Origin of the sequence: Stutzerimonas frequens (assembly GCF_024448335.1) — a bacterium.
GTDB classification, from domain to species: Bacteria; Pseudomonadota; Gammaproteobacteria; order Pseudomonadales; family Pseudomonadaceae; genus Stutzerimonas; species Stutzerimonas frequens.
Window position 1 is genome coordinate 59307 of the sequence record NZ_JAMOHM010000009.1, and the last position, 21127, is coordinate 80433.

25 protein-coding genes are annotated in these 21127 nt (G+C 62.1%); 11 read left to right on the forward strand and 14 right to left on the reverse strand.

Translation table 11 applies throughout. The annotated features are described in order from the left end of the window. Window positions 1–29: 29 nt before the first annotated feature. From cysN to NAO55_RS13655, 3 genes are all read right to left on the reverse strand, one after another. Entirely contained in the window at window positions 30–1928 is a 1899-nt protein-coding gene (cysN, locus tag NAO55_RS13645) for a sulfate adenylyltransferase subunit CysN (RefSeq protein WP_102840581.1), read from the reverse strand. A 12-nt stretch (window positions 1929–1940) separates the two neighbouring features. Continuing rightward, entirely contained in the window at window positions 1941–2858 is a 918-nt protein-coding gene (gene cysD, locus NAO55_RS13650) for a sulfate adenylyltransferase subunit CysD (protein WP_102840580.1), read from the reverse strand. Between the two features lie 192 nt (window positions 2859–3050). Next, window positions 3051–3809 carry a Nif3-like dinuclear metal center hexameric protein gene (locus NAO55_RS13655; RefSeq protein ID WP_102840579.1) on the reverse strand — a complete coding sequence of 253 codons (759 nt, stop codon included), beginning with the start codon at window positions 3807–3809 and terminating at the stop codon, window positions 3051–3053. Between the two features lie 155 nt (window positions 3810–3964). Here NAO55_RS13655 and algW point away from each other — a divergent pair, with 155 nt between their 5' ends. Continuing rightward, window positions 3965–5122, forward strand: a complete 1158-nt coding sequence (gene algW, locus NAO55_RS13660) for a Do family serine endopeptidase AlgW (protein ID WP_063544441.1) — start codon at window positions 3965–3967, stop codon at window positions 5120–5122. 58 nt (window positions 5123–5180) lie between these two features. Here the strand turns inward: algW and hisC are convergent, their stop codons facing one another. The 11 genes from hisC to NAO55_RS13715 all read right to left on the reverse strand — a co-directional run bounded on the left by hisC (window position 5181) and on the right by NAO55_RS13715 (window position 13805). After that, window positions 5181–6227: a histidinol-phosphate transaminase gene (gene hisC / locus NAO55_RS13665; RefSeq protein WP_102840578.1), complete on the reverse strand. Its 1047-nt coding sequence runs from the start codon at window positions 6225–6227 to the stop codon at window positions 5181–5183. A gap of 147 nt (window positions 6228–6374) precedes the next feature. Next, entirely contained in the window at window positions 6375–7685 is a 1311-nt protein-coding gene (hisD, locus tag NAO55_RS13670) for a histidinol dehydrogenase (RefSeq protein WP_102840577.1), read from the reverse strand. 169 nt (window positions 7686–7854) lie between these two features. Then, a complete protein-coding gene (hisG, locus tag NAO55_RS13675; protein ID WP_079328445.1) occupies window positions 7855–8487 on the reverse strand; it encodes an ATP phosphoribosyltransferase in 633 nt (210 codons plus the stop codon). Between the two features lie 81 nt (window positions 8488–8568). Further along, window positions 8569–9834 carry a UDP-N-acetylglucosamine 1-carboxyvinyltransferase gene (gene murA / locus NAO55_RS13680; protein ID WP_063544432.1) on the reverse strand — a complete coding sequence of 422 codons (1266 nt, stop codon included), beginning with the start codon at window positions 9832–9834 and terminating at the stop codon, window positions 8569–8571. A 103-nt stretch (window positions 9835–9937) separates the two neighbouring features. Next, entirely contained in the window at window positions 9938–10177 is a 240-nt protein-coding gene (locus NAO55_RS13685) for a BolA family protein (protein WP_011912231.1), read from the reverse strand. Between the two features lie 91 nt (window positions 10178–10268). Then, window positions 10269–10760 (reverse strand): phosphate-starvation-inducible protein PsiE, encoded by a 492-nt coding sequence (locus NAO55_RS13690; protein WP_102840576.1) that lies wholly within the window; start codon window positions 10758–10760, stop codon window positions 10269–10271. 15 nt (window positions 10761–10775) lie between these two features. Continuing rightward, window positions 10776–11090: an STAS domain-containing protein gene (locus NAO55_RS13695; RefSeq protein ID WP_102840575.1), complete on the reverse strand. Its 315-nt coding sequence runs from the start codon at window positions 11088–11090 to the stop codon at window positions 10776–10778. Further along, the gene (locus NAO55_RS13700) at window positions 11083–11730 is read right to left on the reverse strand and encodes an MlaC/ttg2D family ABC transporter substrate-binding protein (protein WP_102840574.1); all 648 of its coding nucleotides are present in this window, start codon (window positions 11728–11730) and stop codon (window positions 11083–11085) included. Before NAO55_RS13700 ends, NAO55_RS13695 begins: the two co-directional genes overlap by 8 nt. Window positions 11731–11741: 11 nt before the next feature. Next, window positions 11742–12200, reverse strand: coding sequence for an outer membrane lipid asymmetry maintenance protein MlaD (gene mlaD, locus NAO55_RS13705; RefSeq protein ID WP_102840573.1), 459 nt, complete (start codon window positions 12198–12200; stop codon window positions 11742–11744). After that, the gene (mlaE, locus tag NAO55_RS13710) at window positions 12200–12997 is read right to left on the reverse strand and encodes a lipid asymmetry maintenance ABC transporter permease subunit MlaE (protein WP_102840572.1); all 798 of its coding nucleotides are present in this window, start codon (window positions 12995–12997) and stop codon (window positions 12200–12202) included. Before mlaE ends, mlaD begins: the two co-directional genes overlap by 1 nt. After that, window positions 12990–13805, reverse strand: a complete 816-nt coding sequence (locus NAO55_RS13715; protein WP_063544419.1) for an ATP-binding cassette domain-containing protein — start codon at window positions 13803–13805, stop codon at window positions 12990–12992. The genes mlaE and NAO55_RS13715 overlap by 8 nt, the downstream gene beginning before the upstream one ends. 279 nt (window positions 13806–14084) lie before the next feature. Here NAO55_RS13715 and NAO55_RS13720 point away from each other — a divergent pair, with 279 nt between their 5' ends. The 10 genes from NAO55_RS13720 (at window position 14085) to NAO55_RS13765 (ending at window position 21092) form a co-directional block, all read left to right on the forward strand. After that, complete coding sequence (locus NAO55_RS13720; RefSeq protein WP_102840571.1) at window positions 14085–15059, forward strand: KpsF/GutQ family sugar-phosphate isomerase; 975 nt, start codon at window positions 14085–14087, stop codon at window positions 15057–15059. Further along, window positions 15059–15583, forward strand: coding sequence for a KdsC family phosphatase (locus tag NAO55_RS13725; RefSeq protein WP_063544415.1), 525 nt, complete (start codon window positions 15059–15061; stop codon window positions 15581–15583). Before NAO55_RS13720 ends, NAO55_RS13725 begins: the two co-directional genes overlap by 1 nt. A gap of 8 nt (window positions 15584–15591) precedes the next feature. Then, window positions 15592–16164 carry an LPS export ABC transporter periplasmic protein LptC gene (lptC, locus tag NAO55_RS13730; RefSeq protein WP_063544413.1) on the forward strand — a complete coding sequence of 191 codons (573 nt, stop codon included), beginning with the start codon at window positions 15592–15594 and terminating at the stop codon, window positions 16162–16164. Next, a complete protein-coding gene (gene lptA / locus NAO55_RS13735; protein ID WP_063544412.1) occupies window positions 16151–16696 on the forward strand; it encodes a lipopolysaccharide transport periplasmic protein LptA in 546 nt (181 codons plus the stop codon). Before lptC ends, lptA begins: the two co-directional genes overlap by 14 nt. Beyond that, window positions 16696–17421, forward strand: coding sequence for an LPS export ABC transporter ATP-binding protein (lptB, locus tag NAO55_RS13740; protein WP_063544410.1), 726 nt, complete (start codon window positions 16696–16698; stop codon window positions 17419–17421). The genes lptA and lptB overlap by 1 nt, the downstream gene beginning before the upstream one ends. A 147-nt stretch (window positions 17422–17568) precedes the next feature. Then, window positions 17569–19077 carry an RNA polymerase factor sigma-54 gene (locus NAO55_RS13745; RefSeq protein WP_102840570.1) on the forward strand — a complete coding sequence of 503 codons (1509 nt, stop codon included), beginning with the start codon at window positions 17569–17571 and terminating at the stop codon, window positions 19075–19077. Window positions 19078–19150: 73 nt separating this feature from the next. Further along, window positions 19151–19459 carry a ribosome hibernation-promoting factor, HPF/YfiA family gene (gene hpf, locus NAO55_RS13750; RefSeq protein WP_063544406.1) on the forward strand — a complete coding sequence of 103 codons (309 nt, stop codon included), beginning with the start codon at window positions 19151–19153 and terminating at the stop codon, window positions 19457–19459. 9 nt (window positions 19460–19468) lie between these two features. Next, complete coding sequence (ptsN, locus tag NAO55_RS13755) at window positions 19469–19933, forward strand: PTS IIA-like nitrogen regulatory protein PtsN (RefSeq protein ID WP_063544404.1); 465 nt, start codon at window positions 19469–19471, stop codon at window positions 19931–19933. A 15-nt stretch (window positions 19934–19948) separates the two neighbouring features. Continuing rightward, window positions 19949–20806 carry an RNase adapter RapZ gene (rapZ, locus tag NAO55_RS13760; RefSeq protein WP_102840569.1) on the forward strand — a complete coding sequence of 286 codons (858 nt, stop codon included), beginning with the start codon at window positions 19949–19951 and terminating at the stop codon, window positions 20804–20806. 13 nt (window positions 20807–20819) lie between these two features. Then, window positions 20820–21092 (forward strand): HPr family phosphocarrier protein, encoded by a 273-nt coding sequence (locus tag NAO55_RS13765; RefSeq protein WP_063544400.1) that lies wholly within the window; start codon window positions 20820–20822, stop codon window positions 21090–21092. Window positions 21093–21127: the final 35 nt, after the last annotated feature.

Genomic DNA, 21127 nt, shown 5'->3' on the forward strand with positions numbered 1-21127 from the left:
TGCGGGGCTTTCGCATCACCAAGCTAGCTTTAGATAACGCCTCGATCGCGCAACAGACCCATCACCTGCCTAACGCCCTCTTCCAGGGCCGTCATTTCGCTATCAACCACCAAGTCAGCACACAGCGGCACATCGTACGGGAACGACTCGCCCGGAATATTATCCCCACCGGCCGCATACAATCCCTGCGGATCGCGCTGGCGGCAGGCTTGCGGGGAGGCCTGGACGTAGACGGTGATCAGACGCTCAGCGCCGATCAATGCCTTGGCCTGTTCGCGACCCTCCGCGTCTGGTGCAACGAACGCGGCCAGGGTGATCAGCCCCGCCTCGTTGAACTGACGTGCGACGTGGGCGGCGCGGCGCCAGTTTTCGGTGCGGCCGGCGCGGTCCTGCGGTAGACCCTTGTTGAGGTCGTGGCGCAGGTTCTGGCCGTCGAGGACATAGACCGCACGCCCCATATCGAACAGCTTGCGCTCCACAGCATAGGCCAGGGTGCTCTTGCCAGCGCCGGACAGGCCGGTGAACAACACGGTCGCCGGCTGCTGGCCGAAGCGTGTGGCTCGCTCGTCGGTAGAGACGTGGGCCAGCGCGCCATGATGACCACCCGAACCATGGGTAACCGGGTCGGCGATGATCATGCCGGCGCCAACGGTGCCATTGGTGAGGCGGTCGATGACGATAAAGGCGCCAGTGGTGCGGTTCTGCTCGTAGCCATCCAGAGCGATCGGCGCGTCCAGGCTGACCTTGACCTTGCCGATCTCGTTGAGCTGCAGGCTGCTCGCCGCGCCCTTCTCCAGCGTGTTCACATCTACCGTGTGAGTGATGCTGGCAATCGAGCCCGGCACATAGCTGGTGGCGCGCTTGATGTCGTACTTCTTGCCCGGCAGCATCGGCTCTTCGCCCATCCACACCAGCATTGCCTCGAAACCATCGGCGATACGCGGGCGGCTGTCGGCATGTACCAGCATGTCACCGCGTGACACGTCGATCTCGTCTTCCAGAGTCAGAGTAATGGCTTCGCCTGGCGTGGCCTGCTCCAGCTCGCCGTCGAAGGTGACGATGGATTTCACTCGACTGGTCTTGCCGGACGGCAGCACGGCGATCTCGTCGCCCTTGCGCACGATGCCGCTGGCCAGGGTGCCGGCGAAACCACGGAAGTTCAGGTTCGGGCGGTTGACGTACTGCACAGGGAAACGCAGATCGTCGAAGTTACGGTCGCCGGCAATCTCGACGCTCTCGAGAATCTCCATCAGCGATTGCCCCAGGTACCAGGGTGCGCGCTCGCTGCGATTGACCACGTTGTCGCCCTTGAGCGCGGACATCGGCACGAAGTGCAGCGACGACGGCTTGAGCTCGATGCGCTCGGCAAACGCCAGGTAGTCGGCCTTGATCTTCTCGAAGACGTCCTGATCGAAGTTCATCAGGTCCATCTTGTTGATGGCAACGACGATATGCTTGATGCCCAGCAACGAGGTGATGAAGCTGTGGCGCTTGGTCTGGGTCTGCACCCCGTAGCGGGCATCGACCAGAATGATCGCCAGGTCGCAGGTGGACGCCCCGGTGGCCATGTTGCGGGTGTACTGCTCGTGGCCGGGGGTATCGGCAATGATGAACTTACGCTTCGCCGTGGAGAAATAACGGTAGGCCACATCGATGGTGATGCCCTGCTCACGCTCGGCCTGCAGGCCATCGACCAGCAACGCCAGATCGACGTCCTCGCCAGTGGTACCGACCTTCTTCGAATCGCGAGTAATGGCCTCCAGATGATCCTCATAGATCATCTTCGAGTCATGCAGCAGGCGGCCGATCAACGTGCTCTTGCCGTCGTCGACGTTGCCGCAGGTGAGGAAACGCAGGAGCTCCTTGCGCTCGTGCTGCGCCAGGTACGCGAGGATGTCCTGGCCGATCAAATCTGACTGATGAGACATGGTGCGCGATCCTTAGAAGTAACCCTGGCGTTTCTTTTCTTCCATCGACCCGGTGGCATCGTGGTCAATGACGCGGCCCTGACGCTCGGATGTCCGGGTCAGCAGCATTTCCTGAATGATCTCCGGCAAGGTGGTGGCGGTGGATTCCACCGCGCCGGTCAGCGGATAGCAACCGAGGGTACGGAAGCGCACCATCTTCTTGTGGATACCGGCCTTCTGCTCGGGTGTCAGGTGGTCGAGGATGCGCTCATCGTCGATCATCACCAGCGTGCCGTTAAGCTCCACCACTTCCCGCTCGGCCGCGAAATACAGCGGCACGATCGGGATCTGCTCCAAGTAGATGTACTGCCAGATATCCAGCTCGGTCCAGTTCGAGAGCGGGAACACGCGGATCGACTCGCCTTTCTTGACCTTGCCGTTATAGAGGTTCCATAGCTCGGGACGCTGGTTCTTCGGATCCCAGCGGTGCTTGCTGTCTCGGAAGGAATAGACGCGCTCCTTGGCCCGGGACTTCTCTTCGTCGCGGCGGGCGCCACCGAAGGCCGCATCGAAGCCGTACTTGTCCAGCGCCTGCTTGAGTCCTTCGGTTTTCATCACGTCGGTGTGCTTCGCACTGCCGTAGGTGAAGGGATTCATGTCCTGCGCCACACCCTCGGGGTTAATGTGGGTGATCAATTCAAGGCCCATTTCCTCGACCATCCGGGAGCGGAAGGCGTACATCTCCTGGAATTTCCAGCGTGTATCGACGTGCAGCACCGGAAATGGCAGCTTGCCCGGAAAGAAGGCTTTGCGCGCCAGATGCAGCATCACGGCCGAATCCTTGCCGATGGAATAGAGCATCACCGGGTTACCGAACTCGGCGGCGACCTCGCGGATGATATGGATGCTTTCCGCCTCCAGCTGTTTCAGATGCGTCAGTTTGTCGACCATGGCTACTCACGATTTGGCAGGTGGACGGCCGGCCGGCCGTTGATTGGGCGCAACTCTAACACGGCCTTAAATTCTAATCAGGCCGCGTTTTAGATCTAAAAGCTATAGATTTATATCGAGCAGGAGTACGAAGCGGCCGCATCAGGCCGCCGATTCGACGAGCGCCAACAAGACCTCGTCAGCCAGATAAGCTCACGCCGGATTGGGGCAGTCGATGAAGCGATGCTCGATTCCGAACTGCCGCGCCAGGTAATCGCCGAGCGCCTGGACCCCGTACCGCTCGGTGGCATGGTGCCCCGCCGCGAAGAAGCTCAAACCGTTTTCCCGGGCGATGTGCGCGGTAGGCTCGGAGATTTCGCCCGTGATGTAGGCGTCCACGCCGGCGGCGACGGCCTTGTCGATATAACCCTGGGCACCACCGGTGCACCAGGCGACGCGACGGATCGGACCCCGGCCTTCGACCATCAATGGCTGGCGCCCGAGCGCTTGCTGTATGCCGTGCATGAACTCGGCCGGCGCCAGCGGCTGCTCCAGCGACCCGACCAACCCGACCGAACGCGGATTCTCCGGCTCCAGTCCACCTTCGATGCATAGCCCCAGCAACCTGCCCAGCTGGACGTTATTGCCAACCTCGGGGTGCACATCGAGTGGCAGATGATAGGCGAGCAAGGAAATGTCGTGGCCCAGCAATGTCTTCAAACGACGCTGCTTCATTCCGACGATGCGTGCATCCTCGTTCTTCCAGAAGTAGCCGTGGTGCACCAGCACCACGTCGGCATCAGCCTCGACCGCAGCATCGAGCAGTGCCTGGCTGGCCGTCACACCACTGACGATACGGGCGACCCGAGGACGCCCTTCGACCTGAAGACCGTTGGGACAGTAATCGGCAATCCTGCCGGCCTCCAGATAGCGGTCCGCCTCCTGGACCAGCGTGGTAAGCGAAACAGTCACATCGACCTCTCCTTCGCTGCAGCGAGCCCGCGGCAATGACCAGTGCGCTGCTGCAAATCATGAATGCGAAGCTGCATTTCAGTTCGAGCTTCGTATAATGCCGCCACCTTAAGGCGCACTCCCCGCGCCCGCAACTCTGTCCGGATTCCCGCGCGATGTTCAATGCCCTGCGTTTCCTAGGCTGGCCGCTGCTGGTCGGCATACTCGTAGCACTGCTGATCATCCAGCGCTACCCGCAGCTGGTGGGGATCACCGAACCGGATATCGGTCTTCAGCAGGCGCCCCTAATAGCCGCCGGCTCCCAGCAGGGACCCTATTCGTATGCCAATGCCGTGGCTTCGGCGGCACCAGCCGTTGCCAATCTCTATACCACCAAGGTCATCGAGAAGACGGAGCAGCAACCGCCTTTGGCCAAAGACCCGCTGTTCCAGCGCTTTTTCAACGACAACCTGCCACGGCAGCGGCGCATGGAGTCGAGCCTCGGCTCGGCAGTCATCATGAGCCCCGAGGGCTACCTGCTGACCAACAATCACGTTACAGCCAATGCCGAGCAGATCGTCGTGGCGCTCAAGGATGGCCGCGAGACCCTGGCCAGGGTGATCGGCAGTGATCCGGAAACCGACCTCGCGGTCCTCAAGATCGACCTGGCTGAGCTTCCGGCGATAACCCTTGGCCACTCCGATCGCATCCGCGTCGGTGACGTCACGCTGGCAATCGGCAACCCATTCGGGGTCGGCCAGACCGTGACCATGGGCATCATCAGCGCCACCGGACGCAACCAGCTGGGCCTCAATACCTACGAAGACTTCATCCAGACCGACGCCGCGATCAATCGTGGCAACTCGGGCGGCGCACTGGTCGATGCCGGCGGCAACCTCATCGGTATCAACACCGCGATCATTTCCGAGTCCGGCGGCTCACAGGGCATCGGCTTCGCCATCCCGGTGAAGCTTGCGCTGGAGGTGATGAAATCGATCATCGAGCATGGTCAGGTGATTCGCGGCTGGCTCGGAGTGGAGGTGCAATCGCTGACCCAGGAGCTGGCCGAGTCTTTCGGCCAGGAGGGCCGCCCGGGCATCGTCGTAGCCGGCGTCTACCGCGACGGCCCTGCCGAACGAGCCGGCCTGCAGCCTGGCGATCTGATTCTCAGCATCGATGGTGTGCAGTCGGCCGACGGTCGCAGTTCGATGAATCAGGTTGCCCGCGCGCGGCCGGGCGAGAAGATCGACATCGATATCCTACGCAACGGCAAACCATTGACCCTCACCGCGGAAGTGGGCGTCCGCCCACCGGTGAACGCCGCCCCTCGGTAGCAACGCACTCAGCGAACCCGCCCGGGTTCGCTAGGCCTGCACTCTTAGCCGAGCGCCCCTAGCCGAGCGCCTCGAGTAACGCCTGATTCTGCTCGGGCGTGCCGATGGTAATGCGCAGAAACTGCTCGATACGAAGCTGCTTGAAGTGACGCACGATCACGCCCTGCTCGCGCAGTCCGGCGGCGATGCTCGCTGCATCGCGTTGCGGGTGGCGCGCAAAAATGAAGTTCGCCGCCGAAGGCAGAACCTCGAAGCCGCGCGCCTGCAACGCCGCGGTCACCTTTTCCCGGCTGTCGATAACCTGCCGGCAGGTCCGCTCGAAGTATTCGCGATCCTCGAAGGCAGCGGCCGCTCCGGCAATAGCGATGCGATCCAGTGGATAAGAGTTGAAGCTGTTCTTGATGCGTTCCAGCGCCTCGATCAGCTCCGGATGGCCGACCGCCAGACCAACCCGCAACCCGGCCAACGAGCGCGACTTGGAGAGCGTCTGGGTCACCAGCAGGTTCGGGTAACGATCGACCAGGGCAATTGCCGACTCGCCGCCAAAATCGACATAGGCCTCGTCGACCAACACGACGGACTCGGTATTGGCCTGCAACAGCCGCTCGATCGCGTCGAGCGGCAACAGGCAGCCGGTCGGCGCGTTCGGGTTGGGGAAGATGATGCCGCCGTTCGGTCGCTGGTAATCGGCGACGTCGATCTGGAATTGCTGGTTCAACGCGATAGTTTCGTAGGCGATGCCGTACAGCCCGCAGTAGACCGGATAGAAGCTGTAGCTGATATCAGGAAACAGCAACGGACGGCCATGCTGGAGCAGCCCATGAAACGCGTGCGCCAGCACTTCGTCGGAACCATTACCGACGAATACCTGGGTCGGCTGCACATTGTAGTAGTCGGCTACAGCCTGCTTGAGGCGCTCACCATTGGGGTCCGGATACAGGCGCAGGCCATCGTTGATTTCCGCCTGCATCGCAGCGATCGCCCGCGGCGACGGGCCGTAGGGGTTCTCGTTGGTGTTGAGCTTGACCAGCTTGTTCAGCTTGGGTTGCTCGCCTGGCACATAGGGCACCAGGTCCTTGACGAAGGGGCTCCAGAACTTGCTCATCCGCCCTTCTCTCCTCGAATGTGGTCGGTTTGCCGTAGGGTGGAAAACCGCGAAGCGTTTCCCACTTGCCACGTTGGCCAGCGGTGGGCAAGCAAAGCGTTGTCCACCCTACGATCTGACTTGTCGCTTGCAGCTTGAAGCTTGCCGCTAGCCTTTGATCCGGTACTCGGCGCTGCGCGCATGCGCAGTCAGCGATTCGCCGCGCGCCAGGACCGACGCCACCTTGCCCAAGGTCGAGGCCCCCTCGGCCGAGCAGTTGATGATCGACGAGCGTTTCTGGAAGTCGTATACGCCCAGCGGCGAAGAGAAACGTGCAGTCCCGGAGGTCGGCAGCACGTGGTTGGGGCCGGCGCAATAGTCGCCCAGCGCCTCGGCGGTGTAGCGCCCCATGAAGATCGCTCCGGCATGGCGAATCTGCGGCAGCCACTGCTCCGGATCGGCGACCGAAAGCTCCAGATGTTCAGGGGCGATGCGGTTGGCCACCTCGATGGCCTGCTGCATGTCGGCCACCTGGATCAGCGCGCCGCGACCTTCGATGGAGGTGCGGGCGATGTCGGCACGCTCCAGCGTCGGCAGCAGGCGGGCGATGCTCTCGGCGACGCGATCGAGGAACGCGGCATCCGGGCTGACCAGGATCGATTGCGCATCCTCATCGTGCTCGGCCTGGGAGAACAGATCCATGGCGATCCAGTCCGGATCGGTCTGGCCATCACAGACCACGAGGATTTCCGATGGCCCGGCAATCATGTCGATGCCAACCTTGCCGAACACGTGACGCTTAGCGGTAGCGACGTAGATGTTGCCCGGCCCAACGATCTTGTCCACCGGCGGCACGCTCTCGGTGCCGTAGGCCAACGCCGCGACGGCTTGCGCCCCGCCGATGGTGAAGACCCGGTCGACACCGGCAATGCAGGCCGCAGCCAACACCAGCTCGTTGACCTCGCCACGCGGCGTCGGCACCACCATGACCACCTCCGGCACGCCGGCGACCTTGGCCGGAATGGCGTTCATCAGCACCGAAGACGGATAGGAAGCCTTGCCGCCCGGCACGTAGAGGCCGGCGCGATCCAGCGGCGTGACCTTCTGACCGAGCACAGTGCCGTCGGCCTCGGTGTAGGTCCAGGAGTCCTGTTTCTGCCGCTCGTGATAGCTGCGCACGCGCTCGGCAGCGATTTCCAGCGCCTCGCGCTGCTCCCGGGTGATGCGCTCGAGCGCCTGTTCCAGACGCGCGCGCGGCAGGATCAGATCGGCCATGGAGGCGACTTCCAGCGCGTCGAAACGCTGGGTCAGCTCGACGACCGCTGCATCGCCGCGCTCGCGCACGGCCTTGATGATCTCCAGCACCCGCGCGTTAACGCCGTCGTCGGAGACGCTTTCCCAGCTCAGCAGATGGTCCAGATGACGAGCGAAGTCGGCATCGGCAGCGTTGAGTCGGCGAATGGCGGAGGGAGCGGTCATAGCGGGCCTCTTGGTTGGCTAGGCATCGGAAGCAGCCGGCTTCGTTGCAACCGCACGAAGCGCAGGCCGGGCTCTCAGGCGCCGCTAGAATATCAAGCCCACCGTGCGGGCACCTGAGAATTTCAGCTATGGCACGAATAGGCAGGCGCGGCCGCAGCCGCGTGAGATATCAATGCTGATGTTGCTCAACGGCCGCGTGCAGCGTATCGATCAGCGCCTGGATGCGCGCGTGCTGCATCTTCATCGAAGCCTTGTTCACCACCAGACGCGAGCTGATGGTGGCGATCAGTTCCTGGGGCTCCAGGCCATTGGCACGCAGCGTGTTGCCGGTGTCGACCACGTCGATGATCTTGTCGGCCAGCCCCACCAGTGGCGCGAGCTCCATGGAGCCGTACAGCTTGATGATGTCGACCTGACGACCCTGTTCGGCGTAATAGCGCTTGGCCACGTTGACGAACTTGGTCGCCACACGCAGACGCCCCTTTGGCTCCGGCGCGCCGACCTTGCCGGCGGTCATCAACTTGCAGTTGGCGATCTTCAGGTCGAGCGGCTCGTACAGCCCCTGGCCACCGTACTCCATCAGCACGTCCTTGCCGGCGACGCCAAGGTCGGCCGCACCATGCTCGACATAGGTCGGCACGTCGGTGGCACGGACGATGAGCAGACGCACGTCATCCTGGGTGGTCGGGATGATCAGCTTGCGGCTCTTGTCCGGATTCTCGGTAGGCTCGATGCCCGCGGCAGCGAGCAGTGGCAGCGTGTCATCGAGAATGCGGCCTTTGGACAGGGCGATGGTGAGCATGGAGCGTTTTCCTTGAACGGCAACGGCCAACCTTGAGCGGCGACCATGTGACCAACTGCGATCTCGCGTAGCAGATCGCTATCAGCCGGGAACGCGGCGAATCTTCGCCCCGAGCAACTGCAGCTTCTCCTCGATGCACTCGTAGCCACGGTCGATGTGGTAGATGCGATCGATCAGCGTATCGCCTTCGGCCACCAGACCGGCGATCACCAGGCTCGCCGAAGCGCGCAGGTCGGTCGCCATGACCGGAGCACCCTTGAGATGATCGACGCCGGTGACGATGGCAGTGTTGCCCTCGACGAGGATCTGCGCACCCATGCGATTCATCTCGTAGACGTGCATGAAGCGGTTCTCGAAGACCGTTTCGATGACCGTACCGGTGCCCTCGGCGATGGCATTGAGCGCGATGAACTGCGCCTGCATGTCGGTGGGAAACGCCGGGTACGGCGCGGTGCGGACGTTGACCGCCTTCGGCCGCTTGCCCTTCATGTCCAGTTCGATCCAGTCGCTGCCGGTATCGATGTGCGCGCCCGCCTCGACCAGCTTGTGCAGCACGGCTTCGAGCAGCGTCGCGTCGGTATCCTTCAGGCGCACGCGACCGCCAGTGGCTGCAGCGGCGACCAGATAGGTGCCGGTCTCGATACGGTCGGGCATCACGCTGTAACGACCACCACCGAGGCGCTTGACGCCGTCGATGGTGATGGTGTCGGTGCCGGCACCGGAGACCTTGGCGCCCATGGCATTGAGGAAGTTGGCCAAATCGACCACCTCCGGCTCACGCGCGGCGTTTTCCAGCACGCTGCGACCGTTGGCCAGCGCCGCGGCCATCATGATGTTCTCGGTACCGGTCACACTGACCGTATCGAAGAAGAAGTGTGCGCCGCGCAGGCCACCGGCCGGGGCCTTGGCCTTGATGTAGCCGCCTTCGACGTCGATCTGCGCGCCCATGGCCTCGAGACCGCGGATGTGCAGGTCGACTGGCCGCGAACCGATGGCACAACCACCGGGCAGCGCGACCTCAGCCTCGCCGAAACGCGCGACCATGGGGCCGAGCACGAGGATCGAGGCGCGCATGGTCTTCACCAGCTCGTACGGCGCGACCAGGGTCTTGATGCTGCTGGCGTCGACTTCGACACTGAGCTTTTCGTCGATGACAGGCTGCACGCCCATACGACCGAACAGCTCGATCATCGTGGTGATGTCGTGCAGGTGCGGGAGGTTGCACACCGTAACCGGAGTATCGGCCAGCAAGGTGGCGGCCAGAATCGGCAGAGCGGAGTTCTTTGCACCGGAAATGCGAATCTCGCCATCGAGGCGAATGCCGCCGGTAATGATCAGTTTGTCCATGGAGATTCCCGTAAGCCGCAGGCTCGAAGCACTGTCGAAGGGGGCGGCGCGGTCATCGAGACGCGCTCTGCCTGGAATGATTGGTTGCGCGGGCCTAAGCCGATCAGGCGCGCGCGGCCCAGTCTGTGCGACTGAAGAACTTCATGGTGACGGCGTGGATGCTGCCGTCGGCGATCCATGGGTTGAGGTGAGCGTAGATCTGTTGCTGACGCTTCACCGGGCTCAGGGCGGCCAGCTCATCACTGATCACGTTGAGCTGGAAGTTGCAGCCTTCGCCTTCCACTTCCACCTGGGCTCCTGGAATCTTCGCTTCCAGGAAATTCTTCACTTCTAGGGCCTGCATGTTCTACCTCAATCGGGCGCAGGACGCGCACGGGCCGGCCATCATACAAAAAAGCCCGAAGGCTGCGAACCCCGAACCTCGCGCGCAGATCTCAATCCAGCGTTTCGGCCCCCTGATCGCGCTCGCGCCGCTGCCGCGACAGCCCGCTGTCGCTCTGCACGGCCGGGAAGCGCGAGGAGGCAAAGCGCACCACCAGGATCGCCAGCGCCAGCAGCAGGATCGCGCCGGACACATAGACCACGCCCATGTCTGGACGGTGGTGATGGGAAATATCGGAAATCAGCAGGCGGGTCAGTGCGGTGATCGCCACATAGATAAGGAAGCGCACCGGCATGTGGTTGGTCTTGAAATAGATCCCGACCATCGCGCCCAGCTCGAGATAGATGAACAGCAGCAGGATGTCATCTATCGATATGTGGCCCTTCTCGACCATGCCGAGAAAGGCCATGACCGCAGCCCAAGCCGTCACTGCGCCGATGGCAAACAGCGCCAGGTAGTGGAAGCTCTCGACCAGCAAATTGCCAAGCGATTCAGCGAGCCCATGCACGCCATCGCGCAGGTTTTCCGCCCAGCGCAGTTTCATACGGCTGTCTCCTTGTCAGACCGGGGAAGCGTCCAGCGGCAGGATATCCATAAGGCCGGACACCCTGGCGATCTTCTGCATGTCGTCCGGCAAACCAGTGACACGCAGCTCGACGCCAGCCGCCCTGGCATCGCGCATGAAAGCCAGAAGCAGCGACAGCCCGACACTACTGGAGCGCTCCACGGCGGAGCAATCGAGCGTCAGCGGCGAGCGGCCGCCAGCGATCAGCGACCGGCCGGCTTCACGCAAGGCCGGTCCACTGCGGTAATCCAACACGCCGCGCAGGCGCAGTTCGGCCTCGCCAGAGCGCTCGATCTGCGCCTCACTCATCACCAGCCGCCTGCTGCCCGGCTTCGGTTCCCTTCGCCCGCGCCACCACTTCGGCCCAGCCATCGATGGTCTTGTCCAGATCGCCGCCGTTCTTCTGCATCGAGTCGGCGAACTGGTCACGGAACAGCTTGCCTATGTTGATGCCATTGATGATCACGTTGCGCACGCGCCACTCGCCATCGTTGACCATGGTGTAGGACACCGGATAGATCTCGCCCTGCCGCCCCACCACTTCCATGCCGACACTGGTGCGCTTGGGGTCCTGCTTGCCGCTGGGCGGCAGCACGCGAATCTGCTGGTTGTTGTACTCGAGCAAGGCATTGCCATAGAACTGCATCAGGCTGCGCTTGAAGTTTTCCTGAAAACGCTTCATTTGCTCGGGCGAGGCATTGCGCGAGTACTTGACGGTCATGATGCTGCGAGAGATGCCGTCCGCATCGACTACCGGACCGAGAATCTCATTGAGCGAATCGTAGAACGCCGACGGATCGTTACGGTACTGCTCCTTGTTGGCCTTCAGGTCGGCCAGCAGTTCGTCGGTGGTCTTCTGGATCACCTGATGCGCGCTCAGCGCGGCATGGGAGAACATGGGCAATACGGCCAGCAGAACCAGCAGGCCGCAACGCAGGGCAGTCATCATTCGCTTCTCCTTTACTCTTTATTAACCGAATTGAGCAGGAACTTGCCGATCAGGTCCTCGAGCACCAGCGACGACTGGGTGTCCTGGATGGTATCTCCGTCCTTCAGCACCTCTTCCTCCCCGCCCACGCTGATGCCGACATACTTCTCTCCGAGCAGGCCGGCCGTCAGGATCGAGGCCGTGGAATCGGCCGGCAGGATGTTCACATCCTCCTGGATTTCCAGGGTCACCCGTCCGGTGTAGCTGTCGCGGTCCAGATCGATCGCAGTGACCTTGCCGATGGTTACGCCAGCCATGGTCACCTTTGATCGGACCGTCAATCCGGCGATATTGTCGAAATAGGCATACAGCTTGTAGGTATCGGTGTCGGCCACGCTCAGTCCGCTGACTCGCAGCGACAGCAGCAGCAGGGCCAGCAGGCCGGCGAGCAGGAACAGGCCGACGCCCAACTCCAGAGTGCGGATACGCATCAGAAATCTCCAAACATCAATGCGGTCAAAATGAAATCGAGCCCAAGCACCGCCAGCGAGGCGTAGACCACGGTTCGGGTCGTGGCACGGCTGATCCCTTCGGAAGTCGGCTCGCAGTCGTAGCCCTGGAAGACAGCGATCCAGGTCACGACGAAGGCGAATACGACGCTCTTGATCACGCCGTTGAGCACATCCGAATGAAAGTCGACACTGTTCTGCATGTTGGCCCAGAACGAGCCTTCGTATACGCCGAGCCAGTCAACGGCGACCATCGCTCCGCCCCAGATGCCGACCACATTGAAGATCAGCGTCAGCAACGGCAGGGAAATGAAACCCGCCCACAGGCGCGGCGCGATGATGTATTTCAGCGGGTCGACACCGATCATCTCCAGGCTCGACAACTGCTCGGTTGACTTCATGTTGCCGATCTCGGCCGCCAAGGCCGACCCGGCGCGACCGGCGAACAGCAATGCAGTCACTACCGGCCCCAGCTCACGCAGGAGCGTCAACGCGACCATCTGACCGACAGCCTGCTCGGACCCGTAGCTGCTGAGGATGTTGTAGCCCTGCAGCGCCAGCACCATACCGATGAAGATACCGGACACCACCACGATAGCCAGCGACAGCACCCCCACCGAATAGAGCTGCTTGACCAGCAGGGAAAATCCGTTGCGCAGCCCGCTGCGACCGAACAGGGCGTGCATGAGAAAAAGCGTCGAGCGCCCCAACGCCGCCACGACATCAAGACCGGCACGCCCGAGCAGAGCAATCCGATCCAACAGCGAACGCTTACGCATCACCACCTCCCAGCAGATCATCAGCGTAGGCCGGCGCAGGGAAATGGAATGGAACCGGGCCATCCGCCGAACCTTTCATGAACTGCCGGATACGCGGATTATCCGATTCCATCAGCTCCGCCGGCGTACCCTGCCCCAGGACCTGGGCATCACCCACGACATAGATGTAATCGGCGATGGAGGCAGTCTCTGCCAAGTCGTGCGATACCACGATACTGGTTATTCCCAGCGCATCGTTGAGCAGCCTGATCAGGCGCACCAAGACCCCCATCGCGATCGGGTCCTGTCCGGCGAAAGGCTCGTCATACATCAGAATCTGCGGATCGAGGGCAATCGCCCGCGCCAGCGCAACACGTCGCTTCATGCCACCGGACAGCTCGTCCGGCATCAGCTCGATGGCACCACGCAAGCCGACGGCCTGCAGCTTCATCAGCACGATGTCGCGGATCATTTCGTCCGGCAGCCGGGTATGAACGCGCAGCGGGAATGCGACGTTCTCGAACACATCGAGATCGGTGAACAGCGCACCGCTCTGGAACAGCACGCCCATCTGCTTGCGCATGTCGAACAGCTCGCTGCGCGAGAGGCTCGGCAGGTTCTGCCCGGTCACCCAGACCTCACCGCGCGAAGGCATCAGCTGGGCGGCGATCAGCCGCAGTAGCGTCGTCTTTCCGCATCCCGACGGCCCCATGATGGCCGTTACCTTCCCTCGCGGAATGGCGATATCGACGTTATTGAAGATACTCCGCTCGCCGCGCATGAAGGTTACTCCCTTCAGCTCGACCGCGTAGTCGTTGCAGGCGCTCATCTGGTCTCCTTGCATGCAGTCTGCGAAACAGACGGCTCCCGATGACGCCGGGATACTTTCTGCCCTGACCGTTTTCGGCGGCGCACTATAGCACCGCGCCCGAAAGCGCCCAACCGAGGAGCGCTTCCAGCAGTGGCCTGGCGGCGACTCGTTCAGCTTCGGTTCAGTCAACAATGATCGAATCGACCGAACTTCGCCAAGCAGCACCGACATTTTCGATGAGCCACAAGCGGTTTCTCGCTATAATCCACGCCTTTTAATCGGACGACCCCGCCAGCCATGAGCCAGAGCAGCCAACTGATCGAAACAGCGCAACGCACCATTCGCCTGGAAATCGAGGCAGTAGAGCAGCTGAACGCACGGATCGATGCCTCTTTCGTCAAGGCATGCGACCTGATCCTTGCGTGCAAGGGCCGGGTCGTCGTGGTCGGCATGGGCAAATCCGGCCACATCGGCCGCAAGATCGCAGCCACCCTGGCTAGCACCGGCACCGCCGCATTCTTCGTGCATCCCGCCGAGGCCAGCCATGGCGACATGGGCATGATTACCCAGGACGATGTCGTTCTTGCCCTGTCCAACTCCGGCACCACCAGCGAGATCGTCACGCTGCTGCCATTGATCAAGCGCCTTGGCATTACCCTGATCAGCATGACCGGCAACTCCAACTCGGTATTGGCCAAGGCCGCCGCGGTGAACCTGGATGCCAGCGTGGCCATCGAGGCCTGCCCGCTGAACCTCGCACCGACCTCCTCCACCACCGCCAGCCTGGTGCTCGGCGATGCCCTGGCGATCGCCCTGCTCGAGGCCCGCGGCTTCACCGCCGAGGACTTCGCCTTCTCCCATCCCGGCGGCGCACTGGGCCGGCGCCTGCTACTCAAGGTCGAGCATGTGATGCACACCGGCGGTCGCCTGCCCAAAGTGCAACGCGGTACTTCACTGCGCGACGCACTGCTGGAGATGACTCAGAAGGGGCTGGGCATGACGGTGATCGTCGAGGCCGATGGCCGCCTGGCCGGGATCTTCACCGACGGCGACTTGCGCCGCGCACTGGACAAGGGCGTGGACGTGCGCGAGACGCGTATCGATGAAGTCATGACCGTCCACGGCAAGACCGCCAATGCCGAGATGCTGGCAGCCGAGGCATTGAAGATCATGGAAGACCACAAGATCAGCTCGCTCGTGGTGATCGATGAGCAGGAGCTGCCCATCGGCGCGCTGAACATGCATGACCTGCTGCGTGCGGGGGTCATGTAATGCACGAACATCTTCTGCAGCGCGCACGCGACATCCGCCTGGCCATCTTCGATGTGGATGGCGTGCTGACCGATGGCCGCCTGTACTTTCTCACCGACGGCAGCGAGTTCAAGACTTTCAATACGCTGGACGGCCACGGCATCAAGATGCTGATCAACTCGGGCGTACGCACCGCCATCATCAGTGGCCGCAAGACGCCAGTGGTGGAGCGACGGGCACAGAACCTGGGCATCCAGCACCTGTATCAGGGTCGCGAAGACAAGCTGGTGGTGCTTGACGAGCTGCTGGCCGAACTCGGGCTGAACTACTCTGAAGTGGCCTATCTGGGCGACGACCTGCCCGACCTGCCGGTGATTCGCCGGGTTGGCCTCGGCATGGCTGTGGCCAGCGCCGACAGCTTCGTCCGCGAGCATGCCCACGGCGTTACCCAGGCCCGCGGCGGCGAGGGTGCGGCGCGTGAGTTCTGCGAACTGATCATGCGCGCACAGGGCACTCTGGCCGCCGCTCAGAACGCATATCTGTAGAGGTCTGGATGCTCCGCAAAATGCGCTTCGCTGTCCTGCTTACACTGATCGCCGCCCTGCTGGTGGCGGTCGGCTACTGGAACATCCGCCCGGAAAGTTTCATGCAGGAGCCATCCGTCGCCAGCGGCGCAACGCCTGATGTCGACTTCTACGTGATCAATTCCCGCACGGTGCAATATCAGCCCGACGGCAAGCGTAACTACGAACTGACCGCAGACAAGCTCGAGCACATCAAGGCGAGCGACATCAGTCTGCTGACCAAGCCGGATCTGCTGTCCTATCGCGGCACCGAACTGCCGTGGCACGTGCGTAGTGAGCGCGGCGAAGTATCGGCCGAAGGCGACGAAGTGCTGCTGATCGATCAGGTCAAGGTCGAGCGCACCGATGCCAAGGGCCGCCCGACGATCCTTACCACCAGCCGCCTGACGGTGTGGCCGGAGAAGGATTATGCCGAGACAAAGCAAGCCGTTAGAATCGAGGCCGCCAATGGCGTGACCACGGCAACCGGCATGAAAGCGTACATGGATGACGGCAGGATGCTCCTGCTGTCCAACGTAAGAGGCCAGCATGAGCTGCGTTAAGACTCTCCCCCTCCTGCTCGGTTTGAGCGCATTCTGGCTAGGCGCCAGCGCGTGGGCGCTTCCCGAGGACCGTGAACAGCCAATCCGCGTTCAAGCCGACACCGCCGAGCTGGACGACCGACAGGGCGTGGCGGTCTACCGCGGCGACGTGGTCATCACCCAGGGCACGATGAAGATCACCGGCGACACGGTGACCATCACGCAGGACGAGAACGGCGACGTCGAAGTCTTCACCTCCATCGGCAAACCGGCCTACTACGAGCAGAAGCCTGCGGCGGACAAGGAAATCGTCAAAGCCTACGGCCTGACCATCCAGTACTTCGCCGCCAACGAGCGGATCGTGCTCATCGATCAGGCCAAGGTCGTTCAGGAAGGCAACACCTTCGAAGGCGAGAAGATCGTCTATGACACCCGTCGCCAGATCGTCAATGCTGGCCGCGCCACCAACGCCGATGTGACCACGCCGCGCCCACGTGTGGACATGGTCATCCAGCCGCGCAAGAACGGGCAGGCAGCGGAGCAGGCGGAGTAATGGCCGTCCTCAAAGCCCAGCATCTGGCCAAGAGCTACAAGAGCCGCCAGGTCGTCCGTGATGTCAGCCTGTCCATCGAAAGTGGGCAGATCGTCGGCCTGCTCGGCCCCAACGGGGCTGGCAAGACCACGTGTTTCTACATGATCGTCGGCCTGGTGAATGCCGACCAGGGCCGAGTGCTGATCGATCAGAACGACGTGACCCATCTGCCGATGCACGGTCGCGCGCGCGCCGGGATCGGCTATCTGCCGCAGGAGGCCTCGATCTTCCGCAAGCTCTCGGTCGCCGACAACATCATGGCGATTCTCGAGACCCGCAAGGATCTGGACCGTAGCGGCCGCCAGCAGGCGCTGGAAGGCCTGCTGCAGGAGTTCCACATCAACCATATCCGCAACAGCCTCGGCATGAGCCTGTCCGGCGGCGAACGTCGCCGCGTGGAGATCGCCCGTGCGCTGGCTACTGCTCCCAAATTCATCCTCCTCGACGAGCCCTTCGCTGGCGTCGATCCGATATCGGTGGGCGATATCAAACAGATCATCCACCACCTCAAGGCCAAGGGCATCGGCGTACTGATCACCGACCACAATGTCCGTGAAACTCTGGACATCTGCGAAACCGCCTACATCGTCAACGATGGCCAGCTGATCGCCGAGGGCGACGCCCAAACAATCCTGAGCAACCAACTGGTCAAGGAAGTCTATCTGGGCCACGAATTCCGTCTGTAGAGCCGTTTTTTTTGCGCAGCTCGGCAAATCGGCCCTAGGCAAAGGCTTCCTCGGCAGGCATATAATTTGCTTTCTGTTGGCGCCTGGCGCGCCACATGTCGGAACGGGCGCGGTTGCGCCGGCATAAAAGGTTTGAAGTCCTCTGCCATGAAACCATCGCTAGTCCTGAAGATGGGCCAGCAGCTGACGATGACACCGCAGCTGCAACAGGCCATACGCCTCCTCCAGCTATCCACCCTCGATCTGCAACAGGAGATCCAGGAAGCGCTGGATTCCAACCCCATGCTCGAGCGCGAGGAAGACGGCGACGACTTCGACAGCTCCGACCCGATGGCCGAAGCTGTCGACCGCCCAGGTGAGGCCACCAGCGAGAAAAGCGCCACACAGGACAGCACTTACGACGAGCCATCGCACGGCAGCGAAAGCCTCGACGATGCTGACTGGGGTGAACGCATTCCCAGCGAGCTGCCGGTCGACACCGCCTGGGAGGACATCTACCAGACCAGCGCCAGCAGCCTGCCCAGCAACGATGATGACGAGTGGGACTTCACCAGCCGCACGTCATCTGGCGTCAGCCTGCAGAGCCACCTGCTCTGGCAACTCAATCTCGCGCCGATGAGCGATACCGATCGACTGATCGCCACCACGCTGATCGACTGCATCAACGATCAGGGTTATCTCGAAGAATCGCTCGAGGAAATCACTGACTCGTTCGACCCAGAATTGGAGATCGAACTCGACGAAGTCGAAGTCGTGCTGCACCGCATTCAGCAGTTCGAACCCGCCGGGATCGGCGCGCGCGATCTGCGCGAATGCCTGCTACTGCAACTGCGTCAGCTGCCCGAGCGCACCCCCTGGTTGAGCGAAGCGCAGCGTTTGGCCAGCGATTACCTGGATGTCCTCGGCAGCCGCGACTACAACCTGCTGATGCGCCGGATGAAGCTCAAGGAGGACGAGCTACGCCAGGTGATCGAGCTGATCCAGACTCTCAACCCGCGCCCTGGCTCTCAGATCGAAGCGAGCGAGCCGGAATACGTGGTGCCTGACGTGATCGTCCGCAAGCACAACGACCGTTGGCTGGTAGAGCTGAACCAGGACGCCATGCCACGCCTGCGCGTCAATGCGCAGTACGCCAGCTTCGTCAAACGTGCCGACTCCAGTGCCGACAACACCTTCATGCGCAACCAGCTGCAGGAAGCGCGCTGGTTTATCAAGAGCCTGCTCAGCCGCAATGAAACGCTGATGAAGGTCGCCACGCAGATCGTCGAGCACCAGCGTGCATTTCTCGAGCATGGTGACGAGGCCATGAAACCGCTGGTGCTGCACGACATCGCCGAAGCGGTGGGCATGCACGAGTCGACCATTTCGCGCGTGACGACCCAGAAATACATGCACACTCCGCGCGGCATCTACGAACTCAAGTACTTCTTCTCCAGCCACGTCAGCACGGCCGAAGGCGGGGAATGCTCGTCCACCGCGATCCGCGCGATCATCAAGAAGCTGGTTGCGGCGGAAAACCAGAAAAAGCCGTTGAGCGACAGCAAGATCGCTGGTTTACTGGAAGCGCAGGGCATTCAGGTAGCCCGCCGCACAGTCGCCAAATACCGGGAGTCGCTCGGTATCGCGCCATCCAGCGAGCGCAAACGATTACTGTGATCGGCCAAGGCCGAAACGTCCCGGCGGCAGGGCTTCGGACCTGCTCTTCGCACAAGGCAAAGGAGATAGCAGTATGCAAGTCAATATCAGCGGTGTTCATCTGGAAGTAACCAATGCCCTGCGTGACTACATCGAGGAGAAATTCGATCGGCTTGCCCGTCATTTCGACCGCATCATCAGCGTCCAGGTGATCCTGCAGGTCGAGAAGCTCAAGCAGAAAGCCGAAGCGACGCTGCATGTGGCTGGCCGCGAAGTGGTCGCCAACTCGGAACACGAAGACATGTATGCTGCCGTCGACCTGCTGGTCGACAAGCTCGATCGCCAGCTGATCAAGCACAAGGAAAAGCAGCTCGACCATACCCAGGGCGCCATCTCCCGCTGACTCCCAGACATGATCCGACTCGAAAACATCCTGACCCCCGGACGTTCCCTGGTGAACGTCCCGGGCGGTAGCAAGAAACGCGTCCTGGAACAGATCGCCAAGGTCATCGCCCAGGACCTCACAGACCTCGACTCCCAGACCATATTCGAAAGCTTGATTGCCCGCGAGAAGCTGGGATCGACCGGATTTGGCAACGGCATCGCCATCCCTCACTGCCGCATGGTCGGCTGTAACGCCCCGCTGAGCGCCGTGCTGCGGCTCGAAACGCCGGTGGACTTCGACGCCATCGACGGCGCACCGGTAGACCTGCTGTTTGTCTTGCTGGTACCGGAAGCGGCCACCGACGAGCACCTCGAGCTGCTGCGCCAGATCGCCAGCATGCTTGACCGTGAAGAGGTGCGCCAGCGACTGCGCCAGGCACCCACCAATGAGAGCCTCTATCAGGTCGTCGTCGACGTCCAGAATGGCGCCTAGCGGAGTGGGAGCCAGATGCGGCTGATCATCGTCAGTGGCCGTTCGGGCTCGGGCAAGAGCACCGCGCTGAACGTGCTCGAAGACAACGGTTTCTACTGCATCGACAACCTGCCGGCGGGCCTGCTTCCCGAGCTTGCCGAGCGCGCGCTGCTGCACACCGAGCTGCTGCATCCGCAGGTCGCCGTTTCCATCGACGCGCGCAACCTGCCCAGTCAACTGAAGCGTTTTCCGGAACTGCTCGAAGAGGTTCGCGCCAGGCATATCCAGTGCGACGTGCTGTATCTGGACGCGGACGACGAAACCCTGCTCAAGCGGTTCTCAGAAACCCGCCGGCGTCATCCGCTGACCAACGAGAGCCGCTCCCTCGCCGAGGCAATCCGCGACGAGGAGCTGCTATTGGCAGCCATCATCGACCATGCCGACCTGAAGATCGACACCACGCACCTGAATCTCTACCAGCTGCGCGACGTCCTGAAGCTGCGCCTGCTGAACAAACCCGAACCCGGCACCGCATTCCTCATCGAGTCGTTCGGTTTCAAGCGCGGCATGCCGGTCGACGCCGACCTGGTGTTCGATGTGCGCTGCCTGCCCAACCCCTACTGGAAAGCCGAGCTACGCGACTTCTCCGGGCTCGATCAACCGGTCATCGACTATCTGACTGCCCAGCCCGACGTAGAGGAAATGTTTCAGGACATCCATGCCTACCTGAGCAAATGGCTGCCCCGCTTCGCCGCCAGCAACCGCGCATACGTAACCATCGCCATCGGCTGTACCGGCGGCCATCATCGCTCGGTTTATCTGGCTGAGCGCCTGGGCCAAGCGCTCAGGGAGCCGCTGAAGAATCTGCAGGTCCGTCACCGGGACCTCGCCTAGGAATACCTGCCCCATGCCTGCCCGCGAAGTCACCATCATCAACAAGCTCGGTCTGCATGCGCGCGCGGCGGCCAAGTTCGTCGGCGTTGCCAACCGCTATCCGTGTGCCGTCCGTGTCGGCCGCTGCCCGGCCACGCTGGTGGACGGCAAGAGCATCATGGCGGTCATGATGCTTGCCGCCAGCAAGGGCTCGACCCTGCACCTGCACACCGAGGGCGAGCAGGAACACGAAGCCCTGGCAGCCCTGGTCGCACTGATCGACGATTATTTTGAGGAAGGCGAATAAGGCCTCGAGCGGCCGGCGCGGATGATGACCACGCC